A 24,534-nucleotide genomic window follows, 5' to 3' on the forward strand; every position below is an offset into this window, starting at 1 on the left:
TATTTTTTACGATGTACGTCTATTGTATTGGTGTTTTTTATTGAATTGGTAATGATGTGTTTTAAATTTGACATATAACAACTATATAATATGACAACAAAACTCTTATCCTTAATGTTTCTAGTTTTTACTTGTTTAGCCTTTGGGCAAGAAGTGGATATAAAGGGAACAGTTACAGACCAAGCCTCTGGGCAGCCTTTGCCAGGCGTAAATATATTAGTAAAGAGCACTTCTAAAGGAGCCTCTACTGATTTTGATGGAAATTTCGCAATCAAAAATGTTGAAGTTAATTCAGTTTTGGTATTCACTTATTTAGGTTATCAAGATCAAGAAGTAGTAGTGAAAAATGGAGATGATCTAACAATAATGCTTATTGAAGATACAGAGTCCCTTGATGAAGTGGTAGTAATTGGTTATGGTTCTCAACGTAAAGAATTAGTCACAGGTGCTTTTTCAAGTATAGATGCAGAAAAAATCGTTGAAACCAATCCTACAAGAATTGAAGAAGCCTTAAGAGGAAGTGCTGCAGGTGTTCAAGTTAATGCCAATTCAGGTTCTCCAGGTGCAGCTCTAAATATTAGAATTAGAGGTATTACTACTAATGGTGATAATTCTCCATTAGTGATTGTTGATGGTGTTAACATTGGTAGTGATTTAAGTATCATAGATCCTAATGATATTGAAAAAATGGATATCATTAAAGATGCTAGTTCTGCAATTTATGGAGTACAAGGAGCTAACGGAGTTATACTTATTACGACAAAGTCTGGTAAGAAAAATAGAAAAACAAAATTCTCCTACAATACATATTATACTGTTCAAGAAGCAGATAATAAAATTGATGTTTTTAATAATTACGAATATGCAGTATACGTTAATGAAACTGAAGCAGCAGATGGGAACCCTTTACCTTATCCAAACTTACAGAATATAGATAATAATACAGATTGGCAAGACGAATTGTTTGAACGAGCAGCAATGTTTAATCATAATATTAGTATTACAGGAGGTTCAGAAACGACAACCTATGGTTTTAGTGCTAGTTATTTTGGTCAAGACGGTATAATAGCTAGTGATAAATCTAACTATCAAAGATGGACGATTAAAAATAACTTGGGAGTAGATATTTCTAAGAAATTAAAGTTAAATACATTTTTATTATATACTAATATTAGAAGTAAAGGTATTCCTGAAGGAGGAAGAGGTTCTGCTTTGTATTATGCATTGAATGCTTCTCCTCTAACTCCTGTTTATGATGATTCTACACCATCAAACATTTCAGGAGGTTATGCATATATTGGTCAAGAGCAAGGTAATGAGATTATTAATCCATTAGCCCAAATAAATAATACATTTAATGAAGGTTTTGCAGATCGATTTACTGGTAAGATTGAATTAGAATATAATGTTTTAGATAATTTGAAAGCGACATCAAGACTTAATTTTAATTATTCAGATTATGGAGGAAGATCATTTAGTCCGCTTCAATATTATGGAGCAGGTAAAGTTGTAAATAATGTTCAATTAGATGTTAATAATCTAGAAGCTTTCAATACTGATAGAAATAATGATGGTTCGCGAGATTTGTATGGCACTGTTGCTGAGAATTCACAACATTCTTTTGATTATACTTGGGAGAATTTTATTGATTATAGTAAATCTTTTAATGATAAACACAACTTTAATGTTCTTTTAGGTACATCAATTAGAAGTGAGACATATAAAGGGTTCTTTGGTTCTGGACCATTAAATAGTGGACCTGAGGTATGGGACAATGCTTATTTAGGTAATTCTAATTCTATAATTGAGGTTGTAGTTAATGATAATGGAGAAGCTGAATTAACAACAAATTTAGTTACATCAGCCGATGGCAGAAATGAAAATCGTTGGTATTCATTTTTTGCACGTATGCAATATGATTATGAAGGAAAGTATATTTTCTCTGCTATGGTTAGACGTGATGCTTCTACAAAGTTTGGACCTAATAATAGAATTGGTAATTTTCCTTCTATTTCTGCAGGTTGGTTAGTAACTAATGAAGACTTTTTTAATGCAGATTTCATTAATAAACTTAAAGTTAGAGGAAGTTGGGGTATTACAGGGAATGATAAAATAGGTAACTATAGATGGTTAGGACTTTTACAAGGTACAACAGGAGAAGCAACTTATCCTTTTAATGATCAATTATCATTTGGAAATGCAGTTGGAGCATTAGCAAACCCAGATTTAAGATGGGAAACAAATAAACAAATAAATATAGGTGTTGATTTAGGATTGTTTGATAACAAGTTAAACCTAACGGTTGACTACTATAAAAAAACTACTGAAGATTTATTATTAGTACCTGAAATTTCAGGAATTCTAGGTTCTACTGCAGGTGGTAGTTCAGCACCTTTTGTAAATGCAGGAACAATTGAAAATAAAGGAATCGATTTAAGTCTTAATTATAGACATGAATTTAATGATAATTTAAATGTAAGTATTGGTTATACACTAACAAGTATCAAAAACAAAACTCTAAAAGTAAATAATGCAGCTGGATTTATTTCAGGTGGTCTTTTTGGGTTAGATCAAACAACCTCTAGGTTTCAAACTGGTTTGCCTATAGGTGTGTTTTATGGACTTCAAACAAATGGGATATATCAAAATCAAGCAGAAATTGATGCATTAAATACAGATACAAATAATGATGGAACTATAGATGATTTAGATGCTCCATTTCAAGCCAATGCAAGTCCTGGTGATATAAGGTACGTAGATGTAGATGGTGATGGTGTTATAGAGTATGGAAGTAGTGATGATCAAACGGTTATTGGAAACCCTATTCCAGATTACACTATGGGATTCAATTTGAATGTGAATTACAAACAATTTGATTTTGGTACATCGTTATATGCGTCAATAGGTAATGATATTGCTCGTAGTTATGAAAGATTTTTAACCTACAGTAATAAGCCAAGTTTTTATGCAGATAGATGGACTGGAGAAGGGACTTCAAATACAGTTCCTAGAGCTTCAAATGTAGCATCTAATAATTATTTGTTTTCATCATTTTTTGTAGAAGATGGTTCTTATTTGAGAATACAGAATGTTCAGTTGGGTTATTCACTTCCAAAAGATGTTTCAGAAAAACTCAATTTAGATAATTTTAGAATTTATTTTGCAATAAACAACTTATATACGTTTACAAAGTATAAAGGATACAATCCAGATGTATCAAATGCTAGCCCTCTAGGAGCTGGTGTAGATTTAGGACAATATCCACAAACAAGAACTTTTACAACAGGTGTCAATATTTCATTTTAATTTAAGACTTATGAATTTTAGAAAAATAACAGCCATAATATTAATCATAACATGTATGTCATGTGAAGATTATTTAGAGATCTTACCAGAAGGTCAAGAAAACACTGAGAATTATTTCAATTCAAAGTCAGATTATGAGGATGCACTAGTAGGAGTTTACGATTTATTATCTACAACATACCTTAATAATATATTAGGTGAAATTGCATCAGATAACAGTTTGTGTGGAGGAGAATCACCAACAGATGTCTTAGACTGGCAGCAAATTGACGATATGACACATACACCAGATAATGGTGCTTTGAGAAGTGTATTTCAGCAAATGTATGCTGGAATTAGTCGTGCTAATTATATTGTTGAATTTCAAGATAATATTGAATTTGATGGTAAAGAGCAATTACTGGCAGAAAACTTATTCCTGAGATCATACTACTATTCTGAATTAGTAAAATTCTTTGGTGATGTACCATTATATGTTGACGGTAGAATTTCTATTGAAGCTTCACAAACCATTGATAGAACGCCTAAAGCAGATGTATATGCACAACTTGAAGCAGATTTATTAATAGCAATTGAAAATCTTCCATGGCAACAAGGTCAAAATGGAAGAGTTACCAAAGGTGCTGCACTTGCTTTGTTGGGAAAAATATATTTATATCAAGATAAATTTCCAGAAGCAGCTAATACTTTAGAGCAGGTAATCATTTCAGGTCAGTATCAATTGGCTGAAGATTTTGGAACAATATTTCTAAACTCTAATGAAAATAACCAAGAATCAGTTTTTGAAGTACAATATTTTGGAGGAGAAGGTGCAAGTTTTGATTGTTTTCAATGTGTTGAAGGTAATATAGCAGTTGGATATATGGGACCAAGATTTAGTGGAGGTAATTTTGCTCCATTTACTTCAGGATTTGCTTTTAATCCACCAACAGAAGAAATTTATAATTCTTTTTCTGCGGAAGATGAAAGGAGAGACGCCTCAATATTGAATATGGAAGCTTTTGTAGCCGAAAGACCTGGTGTTACATTTAATTTTGGAAATACAAATGATTACACAGGTTATTACAATAAAAAATATATTCCTTACGCTGAAGCAAATGAAAATGACTCTAATTTAACACATAGTAATAATTATAGAGCTATTAGATATTCAGATATACTATTGATGGCTGCCGAAGCTTTCAATAGAAGTGGTCTTAATGATGTGAAAGCAAGAAATTATGTTAATCTAGTTAGAGATAGAGCAGGTCTTGAAGATATTGAAACATCAGGTAGTAATTTAACTCAAGATATATTTATCGAAAGACGATTAGAATTGGTAGGTGAAGGTCATCGCTTTTTTGACCAAGTTAGAACAGGACAAACTAATTCTATCCCTAATTTTTCAGCAAAAAATATTTTATTTCCTATTCCTAGAATAGAAATAGAATTAGCAGGAAATCGTTGGGAACAAAATTCAGGGTATTAAAAAATAAAAATTGAGAAATATGAAAATAGTAAAGTATGTATTAAGTATTTGTTTTGTAGCATTAGCAGTTTATAGCTGTGCGCAAGATGATGATAACACAGATTTTGTTAATAGCATTCAAGCGCCAACAAATATCTCTGCAAATGTAGTTGTAACTCAAGACAACACAGGTTTAGTTACGATCACACCATTAGGTGAAGGAGTGACTACTTATGTAATAGGTTTTGGTGATGGCTCAGATAATTCAGATGACATAAATCCAGGAAGTAGTGTGAACCACACTTATGAAGAAGGAACCTATGAAGCCACTATTACAGCTAACGGTTTAAACGGTTTATCAACAACAGTAACACAACAAATAGTTGTGTCATTTCAAGCGCCAGAAAATTTGATGGTTACTATTGAAAATGATACAGCAATATCTAGACAAGTAAATGTTACTGCAAGTGCAGATTTTGCTTTGTCTTATGAAGTTGATTTTGGTCAATCTGGATCTGATCCAATAATGGGAAATATAGAGGATACTGTGTCTTTTATGTATGATGCAGCTGGAACTTATACAATAACGGTAACAGCATTTAGTGCAGCAGTAGAAACAGTATCATATACTGAGGATTTTGAAGTTACAGAAATATTGGCACCTTTAAGCAATGCTCCAATTCCTCCTTCTAGAGATGCTGGAGACGTTGTTTCTATTTTTAGTGATGTTTATTCAAATGTAACATTAAACGAATTACCTACAGTTTGGTCTAGTACAAATTTTAGTGCAACTACTATAGATGGTAATAATGTTTGGTTATTGTCAAGTCTAGATTTTTTAGGAATGGTTACAAACTATGATATTGGTGAGGATGTTTCAACTATGGAAAAAATGCATATTGATTATTGGGTGCCTTCTGGTGCTACAAATGGATTATTAGTTAAAATAGTTAATACCGTTGATGGTGGAGAGGCTGAACAATCTTTAGGAACAACGGTCTCAGGTTCTTGGCAAAGTATAGAACTCGATATGACAGGATTTGACGATGGAGATTTAGCTAACAAAAATAAAATCACACAATTGTTAATAGACTCAGATGGAGTTTCTGATGTTGTTTATATAGATAATTTTTATTTCTATAAAGCACCAAGTAATACTCCAGAAGGTTTAGAAGGAACATGGAGAATGGCATCAGTGGCAGGTTCATTAGGTGTTGGTCCAGGTGTTGGTGATATTAGTTGGTTCCCATGTGATGACGCATGTGTTACAGAAAGAGCATGTTATTTTGATGATACTTACACATTTGGTTCAGACGGATCGTTTAGTAATGATTTAGGGGCTGAAAGCTGGATAGAACCTTGGCAAGGTGGAGGAGATGCTTGTGGAGTTCCTGTAGCACCACATGATGGATCTAATCCTGCAACGTATACTTATAATGAAGCTGGAGGTACTGTAACTCTAAATGGGATAGGAGCCTATTTAGGGCTTGCAAAAGCTAATAATCAAGGTGAGTTACCAGATGTAGCGGTACCTGGTTCAGTTACATATAATGTAGCATTTACTGGAGCAAATTCTATTGACCTTTATATCGAATCTGGTGCTGGAGTTTTCTGGCAATATAAGATGGTAAGAGAATCTGCTATATCTAATCCTTTAGCAGGAACTTGGTTAATGGCATCTGAATCAGGATCGCTTGGAGTTGGTCCAGCAGTTGGTGATATTAGCTGGTTCCCTTGTGATGATCCATGTGTTGCAGAAAGAGCATGTTATTTTGACGATACATACGTATTTGGAGCAGATGGTAGCTTTTCAAATAACTTAGGAGCAGAAAGCTGGATAGAACCATGGCAAGGTGGTGGAGATGCTTGCGGAACACCAGTAGCACCACACGATGGATCAAATACAGCAACTTATTTATATGATGAAGGTGCTGGTACTGTCACTTTAAATGGAATTGGAGCATACTTAGGACTTGCTAAAGCAAATAATCAAGGAGAGCTACCAGATGTGGCAGTACCTACTTCAATTACTTACAACCTTACATTTGTTGATGCTAATACAATAACTGTTTATGTTGAATCTGGAGCAGGAGTATTCTGGCAGTATAAACTTGTAAAACAATAGAAATATAATTAATATGAAAAATATAATTAAAATAACAACCTTAATTCTTACAATGGTATTTTTTGTGAATTGCCAAGAGGATGAGGCAGAAATAGGAGACATCATTGCACCTTCAAATTTGGTAATTACTGCACAAATACTTGGAGTAGACGCTGAAAACCCAAATGGTGATGGTGACGGTTTTGTCACTTTAACAGCTACTGCAGACAATGCATTAAGTTATAATTTCCAATTTGGAGATGGTACAAATGCAGCTGTTCCTTCAGGGATTAATACGCATCGCTATAGTGTAGTTGGATTAAATACTTACACTGTTGTTATAAGTGCAGTAGGAACTGGAGGTGTCTCTACTACAGCGTCTATTGAAGTAGATGTTTTTAGTTCATTTAATGATTTAGAAGCTAAAGTGTTTTTAAGTGGAGGTGAAGGCAACTCTAAAATTTGGTATCCAAAGCTAGATGAAGACGGTCATTTAGGTGTAGGACCAACGTTAGCTCAGGATATTGCAGATGATAGTAATTTAAATGGACATTGGTTTCCTCAATATGATTCAACAGCAGCTTTTGGTAAATGTGGAGAAGGCATCTCAGATTGCTTTTGTAATTTCACATTATCATTTTCTTTAGATGCTGATGAAAATCTTTCATTCATTCAGAATAATAATGGTACAACATTTTTCAATTGGGCAAGTGGTTCTGCAGTAGGACAAACATTTGGAGAATTTGAAGATACCTGTTTTGAATTTGATACAACTGGAGAAAGTTCAGTTTCATTAGCGCCAACTTCAACAGATTGGTCTCAGGTTGCAGATCCAAATTTTCTAGAACCAAGAGGAACAGTTATGAACTTTTCCAATGAAGGCTTTATGGGTTATTATACAGGGGTTAATTCTTATGAGATTCTAGAAGTGGATAATAATTATCTATACGTAAGATTTTACGATAACGCTAATCCTGTATTAGCTTGGTATCAAAAATTCACAACAACTTTACCGTCAGAAGATTTTAACACTATCTATACTAATTTAGTTTGGTCAGATGAGTTTGATACTAATGGAGCGCCAAATGCTGCTAATTGGACTTATGATCTTGGTAATGGAACTGATGGATGGGGAAATCAAGAAGTACAAATCTATACCAATACTTCGGAAAATGTAATTGTAGAAGATGGTTTCTTAAAAATCACAGCTAAGGCAGATGGAAGTAGTTATACATCTGCAAGAATAAAATCTGAAAATTTATTTGAGTTTACCTATGGAAGAGTTGAAGTAAGAGCTAAACTTCCTGCATCAATTGGTACATGGCCAGCTATTTGGTCTTTAGGAGCAGATTACGAAACTAACACTTGGCCTGGATGTGGAGAGATGGATATCATGGAACAAACAGGACAGGATAAAAACAGGGTTCTATCTACTGTTCATCATCCTGCAGTTTCACCTGGAGCTGGAGATGGTTCTAGTGTTGTGTTAACAACATCAACAACTGAGTTTAATAACTATACTATGGAATGGACACCAGATACAATCACATTTCTAGTAGGTGACACCATAATTCATACGGTTGCAAATACACCAGATTTACCTTTTGAAAGTGATTTTTTCTTAATTCTGAATATTGCCATGGGAGGAACATTAGGAGGAACAATAGATTCTGGTTTCACTGAAGACACAATGGAAATCGATTACGTAAGAGTATATCAATAAATAATAGAAAATAATTATTTGAATCAGTCTTTTTGAAAAGGTCGAGTGAGTTATTTACTTGACCTTTTTAAAAAATAATTTAGTCACATTAAATTTATTTGTTTTAATTATTTGTCAATTTATTACTGTATTAATTACATGTATATAATGTAGTACAAAATTTAAACTCAAAACAATCATCTAAATAAATGAGTAACCAAGTGTACATAGGAAGTAAGCCCGCTTCTTTTAATGATAGTGAAGTTAAAGGAGACATAGTAAACTTTGAAAATGAAGTTTATTACAAAATTTCTAATAGTGATAAAATGAGACCATTTTTTATGAGTCTCGTTAGTAATTCTAATCACTGGATGTTTATATCTAGTAATGGAGCTTTAACTGCAGGTAGAAAAGATGCGAATAATGCATTGTTTCCATATTATACAGATGACAAAATCACTGAATCATTAGAAACAACAGGTAGTAAAACGATTATTCAGGTTCATAAAGATGACAAGACTTTTTTATGGGAACCTTTTTCTAATACCTATCAAGGGGTTTATACAACAAAAAGAAATTTGTATAAAAATAACTATGGAAACAAAGTTCTTTTTGAAGAAATTAATGAAGATTTAGGGATCTCTTTTAGATACCAATGGAACACTAGTAATCAATTTGGTTTTGTTAGGAAAGCTATAATTACAAACAACACAGATAAAAAGGTTGATGTAACAATTCTTGATGGTATTCAAAACATTTTGCCTTATGGTTTAACTTCTGTGTTTCAAAATGCAACAAGTAACTTAATTGATGCTTATAAAAAGTGTGAACTAGAACAAGATTCTGGAATTGGTATCTTTGCCTTAAGCGCAATTATAGTTGACAAAGCTGAACCAAGTGAAGCGTTAAAAGCGAATACGGTTTGGTTTTCAGGACTAGATAATCCTACACATTTAATATCGTCTTTGCAACTTGAAAATTTCCGAAGAGGAAAAACAATTCATCAAGAAAAAGACATCAAAGCAGAAAAAGGAGCTTACTTTATTTCTAAAGATTTAAGTCTTGAGCCTAATAGTTATAAAAGTTGGATGTTTGTTGCAAACGTCAATCAAACCATAAGTGCTATTAATGGAGTTTCAGAAAAAATAAAAAGTAAAGTTAATCTCGAAGAACTTGTACAAAAAGATATAGAAGCAGGTACAAAAAACCTTTTAGAACTTGTAGGAGCTTCTGACGGAATTCAATTAGGCGATAACAAATTAAGAAATACAAGACATTTTGCAAATACACTTTTCAATATTATGAGAGGTGGTATTTTTGATGATAATTATCAAATTGAAAAAGGAGATTTTGTAAAGTATATAGCAAAAGCCAATAAAAAAGTTTCAAAAAGTAAAGAAGCAATTTTAAACAGTTTACCAGAAATCTTTAATGTAGATTTTATTAAAAATATTGCAGATCAAGATGATGACAGCAATTTTAAAAGACTTTGCTACGAATATTTACCATTAAAGTTTAGTAGAAGACATGGAGATCCAAGTAGACCTTGGAACAAGTTTTCTATTAATACACGTAGTGAAGTAGATGGTTCTAAAATTCTAGATTACGAAGGTAACTGGAGAGATATTTTTCAAAACTGGGAAACACTAGCACATTCATATCCTGCCTTTATGGAAGGTATGATTCATAAGTTTTTTAACGCGACTACTTTTGAAGGTTACAATCCTTATAGAGTCACAAAAGATGGATTTGATTGGGAAGCCATAGAAGAAGATGATCCTTGGTCATACATTGGATATTGGGGAGATCACCAAATCATATACTTACTTAAGTTTTTAGAGTTTATTGAGAATCATTATCCAAATAAATTATCTACCAGTTTCACACAAGATGTGTTTGTTTATGCAAACGTGCCTTACAAGATTAAGAGTTATCAAGATATTTTAAAAAATCCTAAAGACACAATTGATTTCGATTACGAATTACATGATAAAATTAATCTCGTAAAAGATAGACTAGGTGCAGATGGTGCTTTATTAAGAGACGAAAACTATTTCATTCATAAAGTCAATTTAATCGAAAAATTGTTAGCTACAGTTTTAGCTAAGGTTTCTAATTTTATTCCAGAAGGCGGAATTTGGTTAAACACACAACGACCAGAATGGAATGATGCTAACAATGCATTAGTTGGTAATGGTGTCTCAATGGTCACCTTGTATTATCTAAGACGTTTTATCAATTTCTTTGAAAGTATTGTTGTGAATTCAACAGAAACAGAATACAATCTTTCAATAGAGTTAAAAACATTCTTTGAAGCTGTGGTTTCAACCTTAAATGATAATGTAAATGTATTATCTGGTAAAGTGTCTAACACAGACAGAAAAACCATTTTAGATGGTCTTGGTACAGCAGGAAGTGATTATAGATTAAAGATTTATGAAACTGGTTTTACAAGTGATAAAAAAGCCATTTCTAAAGACGGTTTATTAGATTTTTTCAACCAATTAAAACAATACTTAGATCATACAATTTTAGCAAATAAAAGAGATGATAATTTATATCATGCCTATAATTTAATGACTGTTGAAAATGATAAAGAAGTTTCTATTTCCTATTTATCTGAAATGTTAGAAGGACAAGTTGCTGTCTTGAGTTCAGGATATTTAGAGCCAAAAGAAGCGTTAAGTCTATTAGATGCTCTAAAATCTAGTGCACTTTTTAGAGAGGATCAATACAGTTATATTTTATACCCAAATAAAGAATTATCTCGCTTTGCTAATAAAAATAATATTCCATCAGCATCTGTTGAAAAATCAAAATTATTACAACAACTTATCGCAGATGGTAATACACAAATTATAGAAAAAGACGTTACAGGTCAATATCATTTTAATGGTAATTTTAATAATGCGGAAAGTTTAAAACTAGCATTAACTCAACTTCCAGAAGAAACATATAGCGATTTAATTGAACAAGACAGACAAGTACTCTTGACTATTTTTGAAGAGCTATTTGACCATAAATCATTTACAGGAAGATCAGGAACATTCTTTGGTTACGAAGGTTTAGGCTCAATTTATTGGCACATGGTTTCTAAACTACTTTTAGCGGTTCAAGAAAACTGTTTATTAGCACAGGCTCAAAATGAAAGCGAAGAAGTTATTGGTAGATTACTAGAGCACTATTACGAGATTAATGAAGGGATTGGTGTACATAAATCACCAGAACTATATGGTGCTTTCCCAACAGATCCTTATTCTCACACACCAGCAGGAAAAGGAGCGCAGCAACCTGGTATGACAGGACAAGTAAAAGAAGATGTGCTTTGTAGGTTTGGTGAATTAGGCGTTTTTGTTAAAAACGGAATTTTACTATTTAATCCAAGATTATTGAGACGAAATGAATTCCTATCAAAACCGCAAATCTTCACATATACAGATGTAAATAAAGAAGTTAAGACGTTAGAGTTAGAAAAAGACTCGCTTTGTTTTACGTATTGTCAAGTTCCTGTGATTTATAAAATCTCAGATAGAGATCAAATAAGTGTTGTATTTAATAATGAATCTTCAGTAGAATTTAAATCATTAAAAACAGACCTAGAAACGAGTAATAAACTCTTTGATAGAACAGGTGAAATTAATCATATAATTGTTGAATTAAAAAAATAGATTAGTAATAAAAGTCATGAAGAAGAGTATAATAGTTGTAGTATATATTTTAGCTCTAATACTTGTGGTTTCATGTAATAACATATCTAAAAAAGAAAATAATTCAGCAACTCTAAAAGAACAACTAAATTTGAGCGCAAAAGATATATTAGGAAATCCAGATTATCCAGCAATTTCATATGGAGGCTATAGAGCTAAAAGTAGAGATGTACAGCCTACAATTTCTGAATTGAAAAATGATATGAAGTTGTTGCATGCCATGGGAATTAGAATAATTAGAACTTATAATGTTCAGCCCAATTTACCTCATGCTTCCAATATTCTAATAGCGATTAGTGAATTAAAAAAGGAAGATCCAAATTTTGAAATGTATGTCATGCTTGGTGCTTGGATAGATTGTTTAAATGCTTGGACAAATGAAACTCCTAATCACGAAATTGAAAGCGCTCAAAATGAAGGTGAGATTGCAAGAGCAGTAGCGTTAGCAAATAAGTATCCAGATATTGTAAAAGTTGTTGCGGTAGGAAACGAAGCAATGATTAGATGGGCTACTAGTTATTTTGTTAGACCAAACGTGATTTTGAAATGGGTAAACCATTTACAAAACCTAAAAAAAACTGGAGAATTACCTAAAGATTTGTGGATTACATGTTCAGATGATTATGCATCCTGGGGTGGAGGAGATACGAGTTATAGAGTTAAAGATTTAGAAGATATTATCAAGGCTGTAGATTATGTGTCTATGCATACGTATGCTTACCATAATTCGCATTACAATCCAGGGTTTTGGAAAGTACCAGATAATGAACAAGATTTATCTGATTTAGAGAAGGTTGATGCAGCAATGCTTCGTGCACTGGACTTTGCTAAAACACAATATAAAAATGTTTCAGAGTATGTGAAAAGTGTAGATTCTACTAAAACAATTCACATTGGTGAAACGGGTTGGGCAAGTATATCTAACGGTCACTACGGAATTAATGGCTCTAGAGCAACAGACCAATACAAACAAGGATCATATTACCAACAATTAAGAGAATGGACAAGTAAAGAAGGCATCTCATGTTTTTATTTCGAAGCTTTTGATGAACAATGGAAAGACGCTCAAAACTCAGAAGGTTCAGAAAACCATTTTGGCTTAATCAATTTAAAAGGAGAAGCAAAATACCCACTTTGGAATTTAGTTGATAAAGGTGCTTTTAAAGGCTTAACCAGAAATGGAGTTCCAATAACCAAAACTTATAATGGTGATAAAGAGGCTTTATTAAAAGATGTTTTAGTGCCTAATACATATTATCCAAGATAAAGAATACCAAATATGAAAAAATTAGCATACTTAGTCCTTACTCTATTTGTTTTTACGTCTTGTAAAAGCGAAATAATAAATGATGTAGTATCTGTTTCTAGTAATAAAATATTGGTAAGTAATACACCATATGTAATCAAAGGGATTTGCTATCATCCTGTACCAAAAGGAAGTCCTAATAAAAGGAGCTTTGCTACCTTAACTCAAGATTTAGCATTAATGACAGAAGCTGGTATTAATACCATTAGAGTGTATGCACCAATTAATGATGTAAATGTTTTAGATGAAATTAGCCAGGCAGGAATAAAAGTAATTATTGGTTTTGGTTACAACCAAAAGGGGAATTATGATATTAAATCAGGAACTTTTATCGACTATGTCAATACCTATAAAAATCACAGTGCTATTCTAATGTGGGAATTAGGTAACGAATATAATTACCATCCACAATGGTTTGATAACGATATTAAGAACTGGTATGAAATTATGAATGAAGCTGCAGGCTTAATTCATCGTAACGATTCTAGTCACCCGACAACAACAGCACATGGTGATTTGCCAGATGCCTTAGCACTTTCTATGAGTCCAAATATTGATGTTTGGGGAATGAATGTTTATAGATGGGATGATCCAGAACCCATTTTCAAAGAATGGGAAGCGATGAGTTCTAAACCAATGTATTTGTCAGAAACTGGAGGAGATAGCTACATGAAAATTACAAAAGCAGGTTATGAACAAGGCGAAAACCAAAAAGCACAAGCAGATGCAGCTAAAAACATATTAAAAAAAGTTTTTGATAATCAAGATGTTTGCTTAGGTGTCACATTGTTTTCTTTTACAGATGGGTGGTGGAAAGCAGGGAATAATAGCGTTCAAGATATTGGTGGTTATGCACCAAACAGTACAGGGATTCCATACGATGGAGCACCAAATGAAGAATATTGGGGAATTGTTGATATTGATAGAAATAAGAAACAAGTTTTTAATGTTGTTAAAGAGACATATTTAAGTAAAACGAATAAATAGAAAGCATATGAAAATAGCTAAACATAGTTTATGTCTAATCTTAGTATTCACAATCATGAGCTGTACAAAAAAACAAGAACCGTTAAAGGTTGAGGTCTATGAAACTTCTGCTAGCGGAAATCAATTGACACAAATTACAGAGTTTCCTTTAGAAGAAGCTGTAGATACGATACAATTACTACCAGAGGAAACGTATCAAAAAATTACAGGTATAGGTGGGTCTTTTACTGAATCTTCTGCGTCGTTGCTAAATCGTTTGAGTAAAGAAAATAAAGATAAAATTATTGAAGCTTACTTTGGAGAGTCAGGCGCTCGTTATTCATTAACAAGAACTCACATAGCGTCTTGTGATTTTTCACTAACAAATTATACATATGCACCAGATGAAGGAGATACAGAATTGAAGAATTTCTCAATAGATGAAGATCGCGATGATTTAATACCAATGATAAAAGATGCGATGGCAGTCTCTAAAGACGGTTTTAATATTGTGGCTTCACCTTGGACATCTCCACCTTGGATGAAAGATAATAAAGCTTATGTCGGCGGAAAATTGCTACCAGAATATTATGAGTCTTTTGCATTATACTTCTCTAAATACTTAGATGCTTACAAAGCTGAAGGTATTGATATTTGGGGATTAACACCAGTTAATGAACCACATGGAAATGGAAATAACTGGGAAAGCATGCACTTTTCTCCAGAAGAGGAAACAGATTTTGTACAAAATCATTTAGGTCCAAAATTAGAAGCAGATGGAAAAGGAGATGTAAAAATTCTTGGGTATGACCAAAACAGAGCAGGTATAAAAGAATGGGTAGATGAAATGTATAAAGATGAAGCTTCCTCTAAATATTTCGCTGGTACAGCAATACATTGGTATGAGAGTACATATGATTATTTTCCAGAAGATTTACAATACGCACACAAAAAAGCACCTAATAAATATTTAATAGAAACCGAAGGTTGCGTAGATTCTGAAATTCCAAAATGGCAAGATGATGCTTGGTATTGGAAAAAAGAAGCAACAGATTGGGGTTGGGATTGGGCTTCAGAAAAAGATAAACATTTGCATCCAAAATATGCACCAGTTAATAGATATGCTAGAGATATTATTGGCTGTCTTAACAATTGGGTTGATGGTTGGATTGATTGGAATATGGTCTTAGATAAGCAAGGTGGTCCAAACTGGTTTGAAAATTGGTGTGTAGCTCCAGTTATTGTCGACCCAGATAATGACGAAGTGTATTTTACGCCAATATATTACACCATGGCACATTTCAGTAGATATATAAGACCTAACGCTATGATAATTGGTGTTCAAAAAACAGATGATTCATTAATGGTTACAGCAGCAAAAAACCCTGATGGTTCAATTGCTGTCGTGGTTTTTAACGAAGAGGCTGTTGTCAAAAATTTCAGTTTAAAGCTTAATAATAAGCATATAAATTTAAAGATTGACGCACAAGCAATACAGACTATTATTATTCCTAAGGCGTAATATGTAATTGAAAATAATAACCAGTCAAAACTAAAAAATATGTCAAAACAGATATCAGGAGTTAGAAATAAAGTACCATTAGGACAAAAATCTGCCTTTGGTTCGGGACATCTAGTGCTCAACTTATTACCAGGAGCATTGGCAGTTTTTATGTTCTTTTTGGTAACAGCATTTGGAATGGATCCCTTTTTGGCAGGATTATTAGGAGGACTACCTAGAATTTTTGATGCCCTTACAGATCCAATAATGGGTTTTATCTCAGATAATACAAAATCGAAATGGGGACGCAGAAGACCTTATATCTTTATTGGTGCTATTTTGAGTGGTGTATTATTTGCACTTTTATTTCAGTTAAGTGAAAATAATTCGGTCATGTTTAATTTTTGGTATTTCCTATTGATGTCCTTGTTATTTCTCATAGGAAACACCATGTACGCTACACCTTTAGTAGGTTTAGGATACGAAATGACATCCGATTATAACGAGCGAACACGCTTAATGGCCTTTGCAAATATTGTCGGACAAATCGCTTGGATGTTGGTCCCTTGGTTTTGGGTAGTTATTGCAGATCCTACGGTATTCACACTAAGTGAAGAAGCAATGAGAACAATCGGGGAAATGGGGCTTACTGGAGATGAATTACAAAAAACAACAAATGAAATGTTACAGGCAAATGGAGTTAGAAAACTATCTGTATTAGTTGGATTAGTTTGCATTGTACTTGGAATTTTACCAGCATTGTTCTGCAAAGGAATTGATGCAGGAAAAATGGAAAACAGAAAAAAAATAAGTCTTAAAACATTATCATCTAGTTTTAAAGAACTATTTGACGGTATAAAAGAAGTGTCTAAAAATAAACCTTTTATGAAGTTATGTGGAGCTACATTTCTTGTATTTAATGGATTTCAAATGGTAGCTTCATTCAGTTTTTTTATAATTGTATTTTATATTTATAATGGAGACTACGGACAAGCTGGTACTTGGCCAGCATGGTTTGCTTCTCTAACAGCAGTTATAACAGCCTTTATGGTTATTCCAATCATTTCAAGAATGGCTAACAAATGGGGTAAGCGAAAAGCATTTGTTATTTCAACAGTTATTTCTATCATAGGTTATATTCTTAAATGGTGGGGATTTGATAATACCCTAAATGCACAATTTAATGAGACAAGTTTTGGTCAAGGATTAAATAGTTTTGTAGCTTCAATATTTGAGACACTTAATCCCTTTTTAGATAGCATTGGTATGTCATGGTTTAGTATTGATACTAGCCAAGGAGGACCTTGGTTAATGTTTGTGCCTATACCACTTATGGCTTTTGGTTTAGGAGGTTTATTTACTTTAATGATGAGTATGACTGCAGATGTTTGTGATTTAGACGAATTAGAAAACGGTATGCCTCGTAAAGAAGGTACTTTTGGTGCAATATATTGGTGGATGGTAAAATTAGGACAAGCCATAGCTTTAGTGCTTGGAGGAGCGATACTAACCTTAGTTGGTTTTGATGAAGGAGCTGTCTCTCAAACAGCGGAATCAATGGTGAAATTACGAATTGCAGATATTGCGATTCCAGCAATTACAGCAGCTATTGCAATTTGGGTGATGTGGAAATATGATCTGGATGAAAAAAAAGCTAAAGAAATTAAAGAAGAATTGGTTGAACGTCGAGGTGAATTATAATAATAAATAAATATTTAAAAAAATATAATGTCAGTTAGAGCAGGAAAAATAATGGCATTAGCAGGTGTGAAACTTGCTAATAAATCAGATAAAGAATTACAAAAATTATTTAAGGAAGTATTAGACAATGGAATCCATGGATTGTGCTTTAGTCCTTATGAAGAAGGACAATCTGCAGGAGATGAAATTTCCGAAGAACAAATCCGTAGGCGAATGAAAATTATCAAGCCATATACTAAATGGATTCGAACTTTTTCGTGTACAGATGGCAATGAGATAATTCCTAGAATAGCTCATGAATATGGTATTAAAACATTAGTTGGTGCTTGGTTGGGTGATGATGATGACATTAACAAGCGTGAAATCGCTGGTCTTATTAAGTTAGCTAAAGAAGGCCATGTCGACATTGCTGCAGTTGGTAATGAAGTCATGTATCGTGGAGATTTAACCGAAGATGAATTGCTAGATTTTATGCAGCAAGTAAAACAAGCAATCCCAGATGTGCCAATGGGCTATGTAGATGCCTATTACGAATTTACAGAAAGACCTAGAATTACAGAAGCTTGTGATGTTATTCTTGCTAATTGTTACCCGTTTTGGGAAGGCTGTCCATTAGAATATTCTTTGTTATATATGAAAGAAATGTTTACACAGGCAACCACTGCAGCCAATGGAAAGAAAGTAATTGTTACAGAATCAGGATGGCCAAATCAAGGCACCAATTTTGAAGGCTCATTTCCATCATATGAAAATGCAATGAAGTATTTTATCAATGCACAACAATGGTCTAAAGAAGATAATATAGATATGTTCTATTTTTCATCTTTTGATGAATCATGGAAAGTTGGAACAGAAGGAGATGTTGGTGCATATTGGGGACTTTGGGACAAAAATGAAAAATTGAAATATTAGGAATTACACTTTGTCTAATTGAAAACAGAATTATTAATTTATAAACTATAAATAACATGAATAACATGAATAAAATTAATAACATTACTTTAATATTATTGCTTTTTCTAACAAGCTTAGGATTTTCGCAAGCACCAACGATAGACGCACCATTACCACCAACACGAAATGCTGTAGATATTATTTCAATTTTTAGTGACACCTATAATAATATATCAGATGCTAATTACAATCCATTCTGGTCACAGAGTGGTTATGCTAGTGCAAGTTCATCATATGAGCCTACAGGAACGGGAGGATCAGGCAATGTTATATTAGCCTATCCAAATTTCAATTATCAAGGGGTAGAATTTAACGGAACCTATGATATATCTGCAATGGAATATTTACATTTAGATGTTTGGACCGTTGATGGAGTAGCACCAAATATAGTTGTGATAAGTTCTGGTGCTGAGATTTCTAATCCTATTCCTAACGGAGATGGAGTATGGCAAAGTATAGATATTCCGGTTGCGGGTATTACAGGAGATCTTACAAGTGCAATTCAGTTTAAGTTCGATGGAGGTAATGGAAATACACAAGGCATTTACGTAGATAATTTATATTTTTGGAAAACCCCAGCAACAGCAGGAACAGATGCAACCATGAGTGACTTACAGGTTGATGGATCTACAATTCCAGGTTTTACTCCTAACTCTGAATCCTATTCATTTCCGTTATCAGGAGGAACAACAATAGTACCTCAAATTACCTTAGCAACTACCACAGATCCTTCGGCATCAAGCGTAATAACACAAGCGCCAGGCATTCCTGGAGATGCTACTGTTTTTGTAACATCACAAGATGGTACAACAACTAAAACTTATACAGTATCATTTTATATTGGAGCACCAAATACGGATGCACCAACACCACCAGCACGAAATGCTGTAGATGTTATTTCAGTTTTTAGTGACTTTTATAATAATATATCAGATGCTAATTACAATCCAAATTGGTCACAAAGTGGTTTTGCTAGTGCAAGTTCAAATTTTGCACCAACGGGAACAGGTGGATCAGGGAATGTTGTATTAGCATATCCAAATTTTAATTATCAAGGAGTAGAGTTTAATGGAACTTATGATATATCTGCAATGGAATATTTACATTTAGATATTTGGACCGTTGATGGTGTAGCACCTAATATAGCGGTAATAAGCTCAGGTACTGAAATTCCAAATGCTATACCTAATGGAGATGGAGCATGGCAAAGTATCGATATTCCTGTTTCGGGTATTACTGGTAATCCATTGAGTGTAATTCAGTTTAAGTTCGAAGGTGGTAATGGAACTACTCAAGGTATATATGTAGATAATTTATATTTTTGGAAAACTGCTGCGTCTGCAGGAACAGATGCAACTATAAGTGATTTACAGGTTGGTGGAACTACAGTTTCTGGTTTTACTCCTAATTCGGAATCTTATTCGGTTGAATTACCTGGAGGAACAACAGTAGTACCTCAAATCACGTTAGCTACAACTACAGACCCTTTAGCATCAAGAACAATAACTCAAGCTTCAAGTATTCCTGGAGATGCAACTGTTTTTGTAACATCACAAGATGGTACAACAACTAAGACTTATACAGTATCATTTTATATTGGAGCACCAAATACGGATGCACCAACACCACCAGCACGAAATGCTGTAGATGTTATTTCAATTTTTAGTGACGCTTATAATAATATATCAGGAGCTAATTACAATCCATTCTGGTCACAAAGTGGTTTTACAAGTGCAAGTTCAAATTTTGAACCAACAGGTACTGGTGGGTCAGGGAATGTTGTATTAGCATATCCAAATTTTAATTATCAAGGAATAGAGTTTAACGGAACGTATGATATATCTGAAATGGAATTTTTACATTTAGATATTTGGACTGTTGATAGTGTATCACCTAATATAGCGGTAATAAGCTCAGGTACTGAAATCCCAAATGCTATACCTAATGGAGATGGAGCATGGCAAAGTATCGATATTTCTGTTTCAGGTATTACGGAAAATCTTATGAGTGCCATTCAGTTTAAGTTCGAAGGAGGTAATGGAACCACACAAGGTATATATATAGATAATTTATATTTTTATAAAGGAGAGCCATTAGCAATAGATGAATTTAATAAGGCAGAGTTTAATGTTTATCCAAATCCAACTGATAATTTTTGGAATATTAGAAGTAATCAAAGTATTAATTCAATTCAAATATTTAATGTATTAGGAAAACAAGTAATAACACTAACCCCGAATTCAGAGACAGTATCTATTGATGCTTCTGGATTAACTAACGGGATATATTTTGTCAGATTAAGTTCTGTTGCAGGGACAAAATCCGTAAAATTGATAAAAAAATGATACTATAAGCGCAGTTTTCATAATTTCATATCTTTACTAAATGAATTAATTTAAAATTAATTATGAAGGACACTAAGATTCAATTTGTAATAATAAGCACAATTTGTTCATTATTTCTTAACTGTAATCAAGAGCCAAAAAGAGATTTATATCCCGAAACTTTAGTTGGTGGTTTTGAATTATTATCGGCTGAAAAAACTGGAATAGATTTTAACAATGCTATTAAAGAATCTGAAAAAGTAAATCATTTGTATTATAACCAGTTATATAGTGGAGCTGGTGTAGCCATTGGTGATATAAATAATGACGGTCTTCCTGATGTGTTTTTCTGCGGAAATCAAGTCATTGATAGGTTATACCTAAACAAAGGAGATTTAAAGTTTGAAGATATTACTAAAAAATCTAAAGTAGCAAAAAATTCGGGTTGGTCTTGGGGAGTAACAATGGCAGATGTCAACGATGATGGCTATTTAGATATTTATGTGAGCAGAAATGGGGAATCTATGAACCCAGAAGACCGAAAAAACCAACTATACATTAATAACCAAGACTTGACTTTTACAGAATCGGCTATGTCATATGGATTAGCAGATGCAGGATTTTCTTCTCAAGCTGTATTTTTTGATATGGATAATGATGGTGATTTAGATATGTATCAAGTCAATCAACTTCCAGATGCAAGGTTATTTAAACGGTATTCAAACATTCCAAAAAAGCGCGAAGTATTCTATAAAGACAAATTGTATAGAAATGATAACGGAAAATATAAAGATGTTTCCGAAGAAGTCGGTATTTCTAGAGATATGACTTATGGATTAAGTGTTAGTGCTTCTGACTTTAATAATGACGGTTGGACAGATTTATATATTGCTAATGATTATGATAAACCTGATGTTTTGTATTATAATAATGGAGACGGAACGTTTAAAAACGTAATTAATGAGAACCTAAAACACATATCCCAATTTAGTATGGGAACAGATACTGGTGATATTAATAATGATGGGTTGATGGATATCATCACACTAGATATGGCTTCTGATGATCATTATCGTTCTAAGACTAACATGGGATCTATGAGTGCTGAAAAGTTTCATGCATTAGTAAATGATGGTAATCATTATCAATACATGGCAAATACACTACAAGTAAATAATGGAAATAATAGTTTTTCAGATATTGCTAATGTTGCAGGTATTGCCAAAACAGATTGGAGTTGGGCTGGTCTATTAGTGGATTTAGATAATGATGGGTTTAAAGATATTATCATATCAAACGGAGTTAAGAAAGATGTTAGAAACAATGATTTTTTAACAGGTTTGTATGAAAAACTTAAAACCGATTCTCAAGACTTTTATGCTATGACTAAATCGGCACCTTCTGTGCCATTATCTAACCATGCTTTTAAAAATACAGGTGACTTAAAATTTGAGAAAGTGGAAGAGGAATGGGGTTTTGATACACCAGGCTTTTCGAGCGGTATGTCTTATGGTGATTTAGATAATGATGGCGATTTAGATGTTGTTGTTAACAATATGGAAGCATCGGCATTTGTTTATGAAAATAAAACAAATGGTAATTTTCTTAAGGTTAAATTAAATGGATCAGAACATAACAAATTTGGTTATGGTGTAAAGGCTGTTATTCATCACAATAGCAAAACACAAACTGCCGAAAATACAGTAACTCGTGGTTATTTATCATCTGTAGAACCTGGTTTGTTTTTCGGATTAGGAAAAGATACAGAAATAAGTAAGGTAGAAGTTATTTGGCCAGATGGTAAAACCAATATTTTTGAAAATGTAAATGCTAATATAGAATTAACAGCGAAATATTCTAAAGCTAAAACTATTTCAAAAACACCTACTAATAAAGAAACAATATTTAAGCAAGCTAAAGCAGCAGATTTAGGTATTTCATTTGTTCATCAAGAAAATGATTTCAATGAATATGAAGAAGAAGTTTTATTACCACATAATATTTCACAAAATGGTCCTTTTACAACTATAGCAGATGTTAACAATGATGGTTTAGAAGATTTATTTATTGGTGGAGCAGTAGGTCAAGGAGGAGTTCTTTATATCCAAAATCAAAATGAGAGTTTCGTAAAAAGCTCATCTCAACCATGGAAACAAGATAAAGACGCGGAAGATCTTGGTGCATTATTTTTGGATGTTGATGGAGATGGAGATTTAGATTTATACATTACAAGTGGTGGTAGCGAATATGCTCAAGGAAATATCTTGTTAAAAGATAGATTATATATCAACGATGGTTTGGGGCAATTCACTAAAAATGAAAAAGCGCTACCTGAAATTTATGAAAGTACAGTTTGTGTTAAGGCATCAGATATTGATAATGATGGTGATTTAGATTTGTTTATTGGAACCAGACTTATATCTAGAAAATATGGGTTTCCAGCTAGTAGTTATATTCTTATTAATGATAAAGGGACCTATACAAAAGCTTCTGCAAATGTGGCTGTAGATATGGATAATATGGGTATGGTTACAGATGCTGTTTTTACAGATATTGATAAAGATGGTGATGATGATTTAATGATTGTTGGTGAGTGGATGGAAATAAAAGTACTAGAAAACACCAATGGTACGTTTGTAAATAACTCTGAAAAATTTGATTTAAATAATACAAGAGGTTTATGGTGGTCTATAAGCGCTAAAGATATAGATGGAGATGGTGATGATGACTATATTGTTGGAAATCTTGGATTAAATAACAAATTCAAAGCATCTAAAGAGCATCCTTTTAAGGCTTATGTAAATGATTTTGATAATAATGGAACTAATGACATCGTGCTTGCAAAATTCTATAAGGATGATTATGTTCCTTTAAGAGGAAGAGAGTGCACTAGTCAGCAAATGCCTTATGTTGCAGATAAGTTTAAAGATTACCACAGTTTTGCTTCCTCAAAATTAATAGATATTCTGCCTGAAGATAAAGTAGAAGAAGGTGTTGTTTATGAAATACAAAGTTTTGAAAGTATTATTTTAATTAATGAAGGAGGTCAACTTGTTAGAAAATCTTTACCTATACAAGCTCAACTTACACCTATGAAATCATCAATAGTAATGGACTTTAATGGTGATGGCTATCAAGACATTTTAACTGTTGGAAACCACTACGGAGTAGAAGTTGAAACAACTCGCTATGATGCAGGAATTGGTAATCTTCTATTCAATGATGGGCAAAATAATTTTACAAATGTATCGTCTTTAGATAGCGGTTTATACCTTCCATTTGATAGTAGAGATGTTAAAATTATAAAACAAAGCAATAGAAGCTTGTTAATTATTACAAATAGTAATGCTGCAGTTTCTGTTTTTAGTTTTAATAATTAGCAGTCTTCTTTTTTATAATATCAATTTGAGGATTCTACAAAGTCTTGTTTTTTTATATAAGTTTTTTTACGAATTTAGAACCAAATGTCTTTTTACATATAAAATCATCTATATAAGTAATTATCTCAAGCAATAC

General features: G+C 32.8%; 12 protein-coding genes. All 12 read left to right on the forward strand.

What is annotated here, in order from left to right:
• Window positions 1-90 precede the first annotated feature (90 nt).
• Complete coding sequence (locus tag IM744_RS09060; protein WP_194507806.1) at window positions 91-3,306, forward strand: SusC/RagA family TonB-linked outer membrane protein; 3,216 nt, start codon at window positions 91-93, stop codon at window positions 3,304-3,306.
• 10 nt (window positions 3,307-3,316) lie between these two features.
• On the forward strand, window positions 3,317-4,774 hold the full coding sequence (locus IM744_RS09065; protein WP_194507807.1) for a RagB/SusD family nutrient uptake outer membrane protein: 1,458 nt from the start codon (window positions 3,317-3,319) through the stop codon (window positions 4,772-4,774).
• Between the two features lie 19 nt (window positions 4,775-4,793).
• Complete coding sequence (locus tag IM744_RS09070) at window positions 4,794-6,878, forward strand: hypothetical protein (RefSeq protein ID WP_194507808.1); 2,085 nt, start codon at window positions 4,794-4,796, stop codon at window positions 6,876-6,878.
• Window positions 6,879-6,891: 13 nt separating this feature from the next.
• The gene (locus tag IM744_RS09075; protein ID WP_194507809.1) at window positions 6,892-8,580 is read left to right on the forward strand and encodes a glycoside hydrolase family 16 protein; all 1,689 of its coding nucleotides are present in this window, start codon (window positions 6,892-6,894) and stop codon (window positions 8,578-8,580) included.
• 188 nt (window positions 8,581-8,768) lie between these two features.
• Window positions 8,769-12,227, forward strand: a complete 3,459-nt coding sequence (locus IM744_RS09080; protein WP_194507810.1) for a hypothetical protein — start codon at window positions 8,769-8,771, stop codon at window positions 12,225-12,227.
• A 16-nt stretch (window positions 12,228-12,243) separates the two neighbouring features.
• The gene (locus IM744_RS09085) at window positions 12,244-13,533 is read left to right on the forward strand and encodes a glycosyl hydrolase family 17 protein (protein WP_194507811.1); all 1,290 of its coding nucleotides are present in this window, start codon (window positions 12,244-12,246) and stop codon (window positions 13,531-13,533) included.
• 12 nt (window positions 13,534-13,545) lie between these two features.
• A complete protein-coding gene (locus tag IM744_RS09090; RefSeq protein WP_194507812.1) occupies window positions 13,546-14,559 on the forward strand; it encodes a glycoside hydrolase 5 family protein in 1,014 nt (337 codons plus the stop codon).
• A gap of 55 nt (window positions 14,560-14,614) precedes the next feature.
• Window positions 14,615-16,060: a glycoside hydrolase family 30 protein gene (locus IM744_RS09095; protein WP_241738303.1), complete on the forward strand. Its 1,446-nt coding sequence runs from the start codon at window positions 14,615-14,617 to the stop codon at window positions 16,058-16,060.
• 39 nt (window positions 16,061-16,099) lie between these two features.
• On the forward strand, window positions 16,100-17,740 hold the full coding sequence (locus tag IM744_RS09100) for an MFS transporter (RefSeq protein ID WP_194507814.1): 1,641 nt from the start codon (window positions 16,100-16,102) through the stop codon (window positions 17,738-17,740).
• Between the two features lie 27 nt (window positions 17,741-17,767).
• Window positions 17,768-18,652, forward strand: coding sequence for a glycoside hydrolase family 17 protein (locus IM744_RS09105; protein WP_194507815.1), 885 nt, complete (start codon window positions 17,768-17,770; stop codon window positions 18,650-18,652).
• Between the two features lie 65 nt (window positions 18,653-18,717).
• Window positions 18,718-21,039, forward strand: coding sequence for a T9SS type A sorting domain-containing protein (locus IM744_RS09110; protein ID WP_194507816.1), 2,322 nt, complete (start codon window positions 18,718-18,720; stop codon window positions 21,037-21,039).
• A 62-nt stretch (window positions 21,040-21,101) separates the two neighbouring features.
• On the forward strand, window positions 21,102-24,398 hold the full coding sequence (locus tag IM744_RS09115) for a VCBS repeat-containing protein (protein WP_194507817.1): 3,297 nt from the start codon (window positions 21,102-21,104) through the stop codon (window positions 24,396-24,398).
• Window positions 24,399-24,534: the final 136 nt, after the last annotated feature.

Origin of the sequence: Psychroserpens luteus, assembly GCF_015319355.1 — a bacterium.
GTDB classification, from domain to species: Bacteria; Bacteroidota; Bacteroidia; order Flavobacteriales; family Flavobacteriaceae; genus Psychroserpens; species Psychroserpens luteus.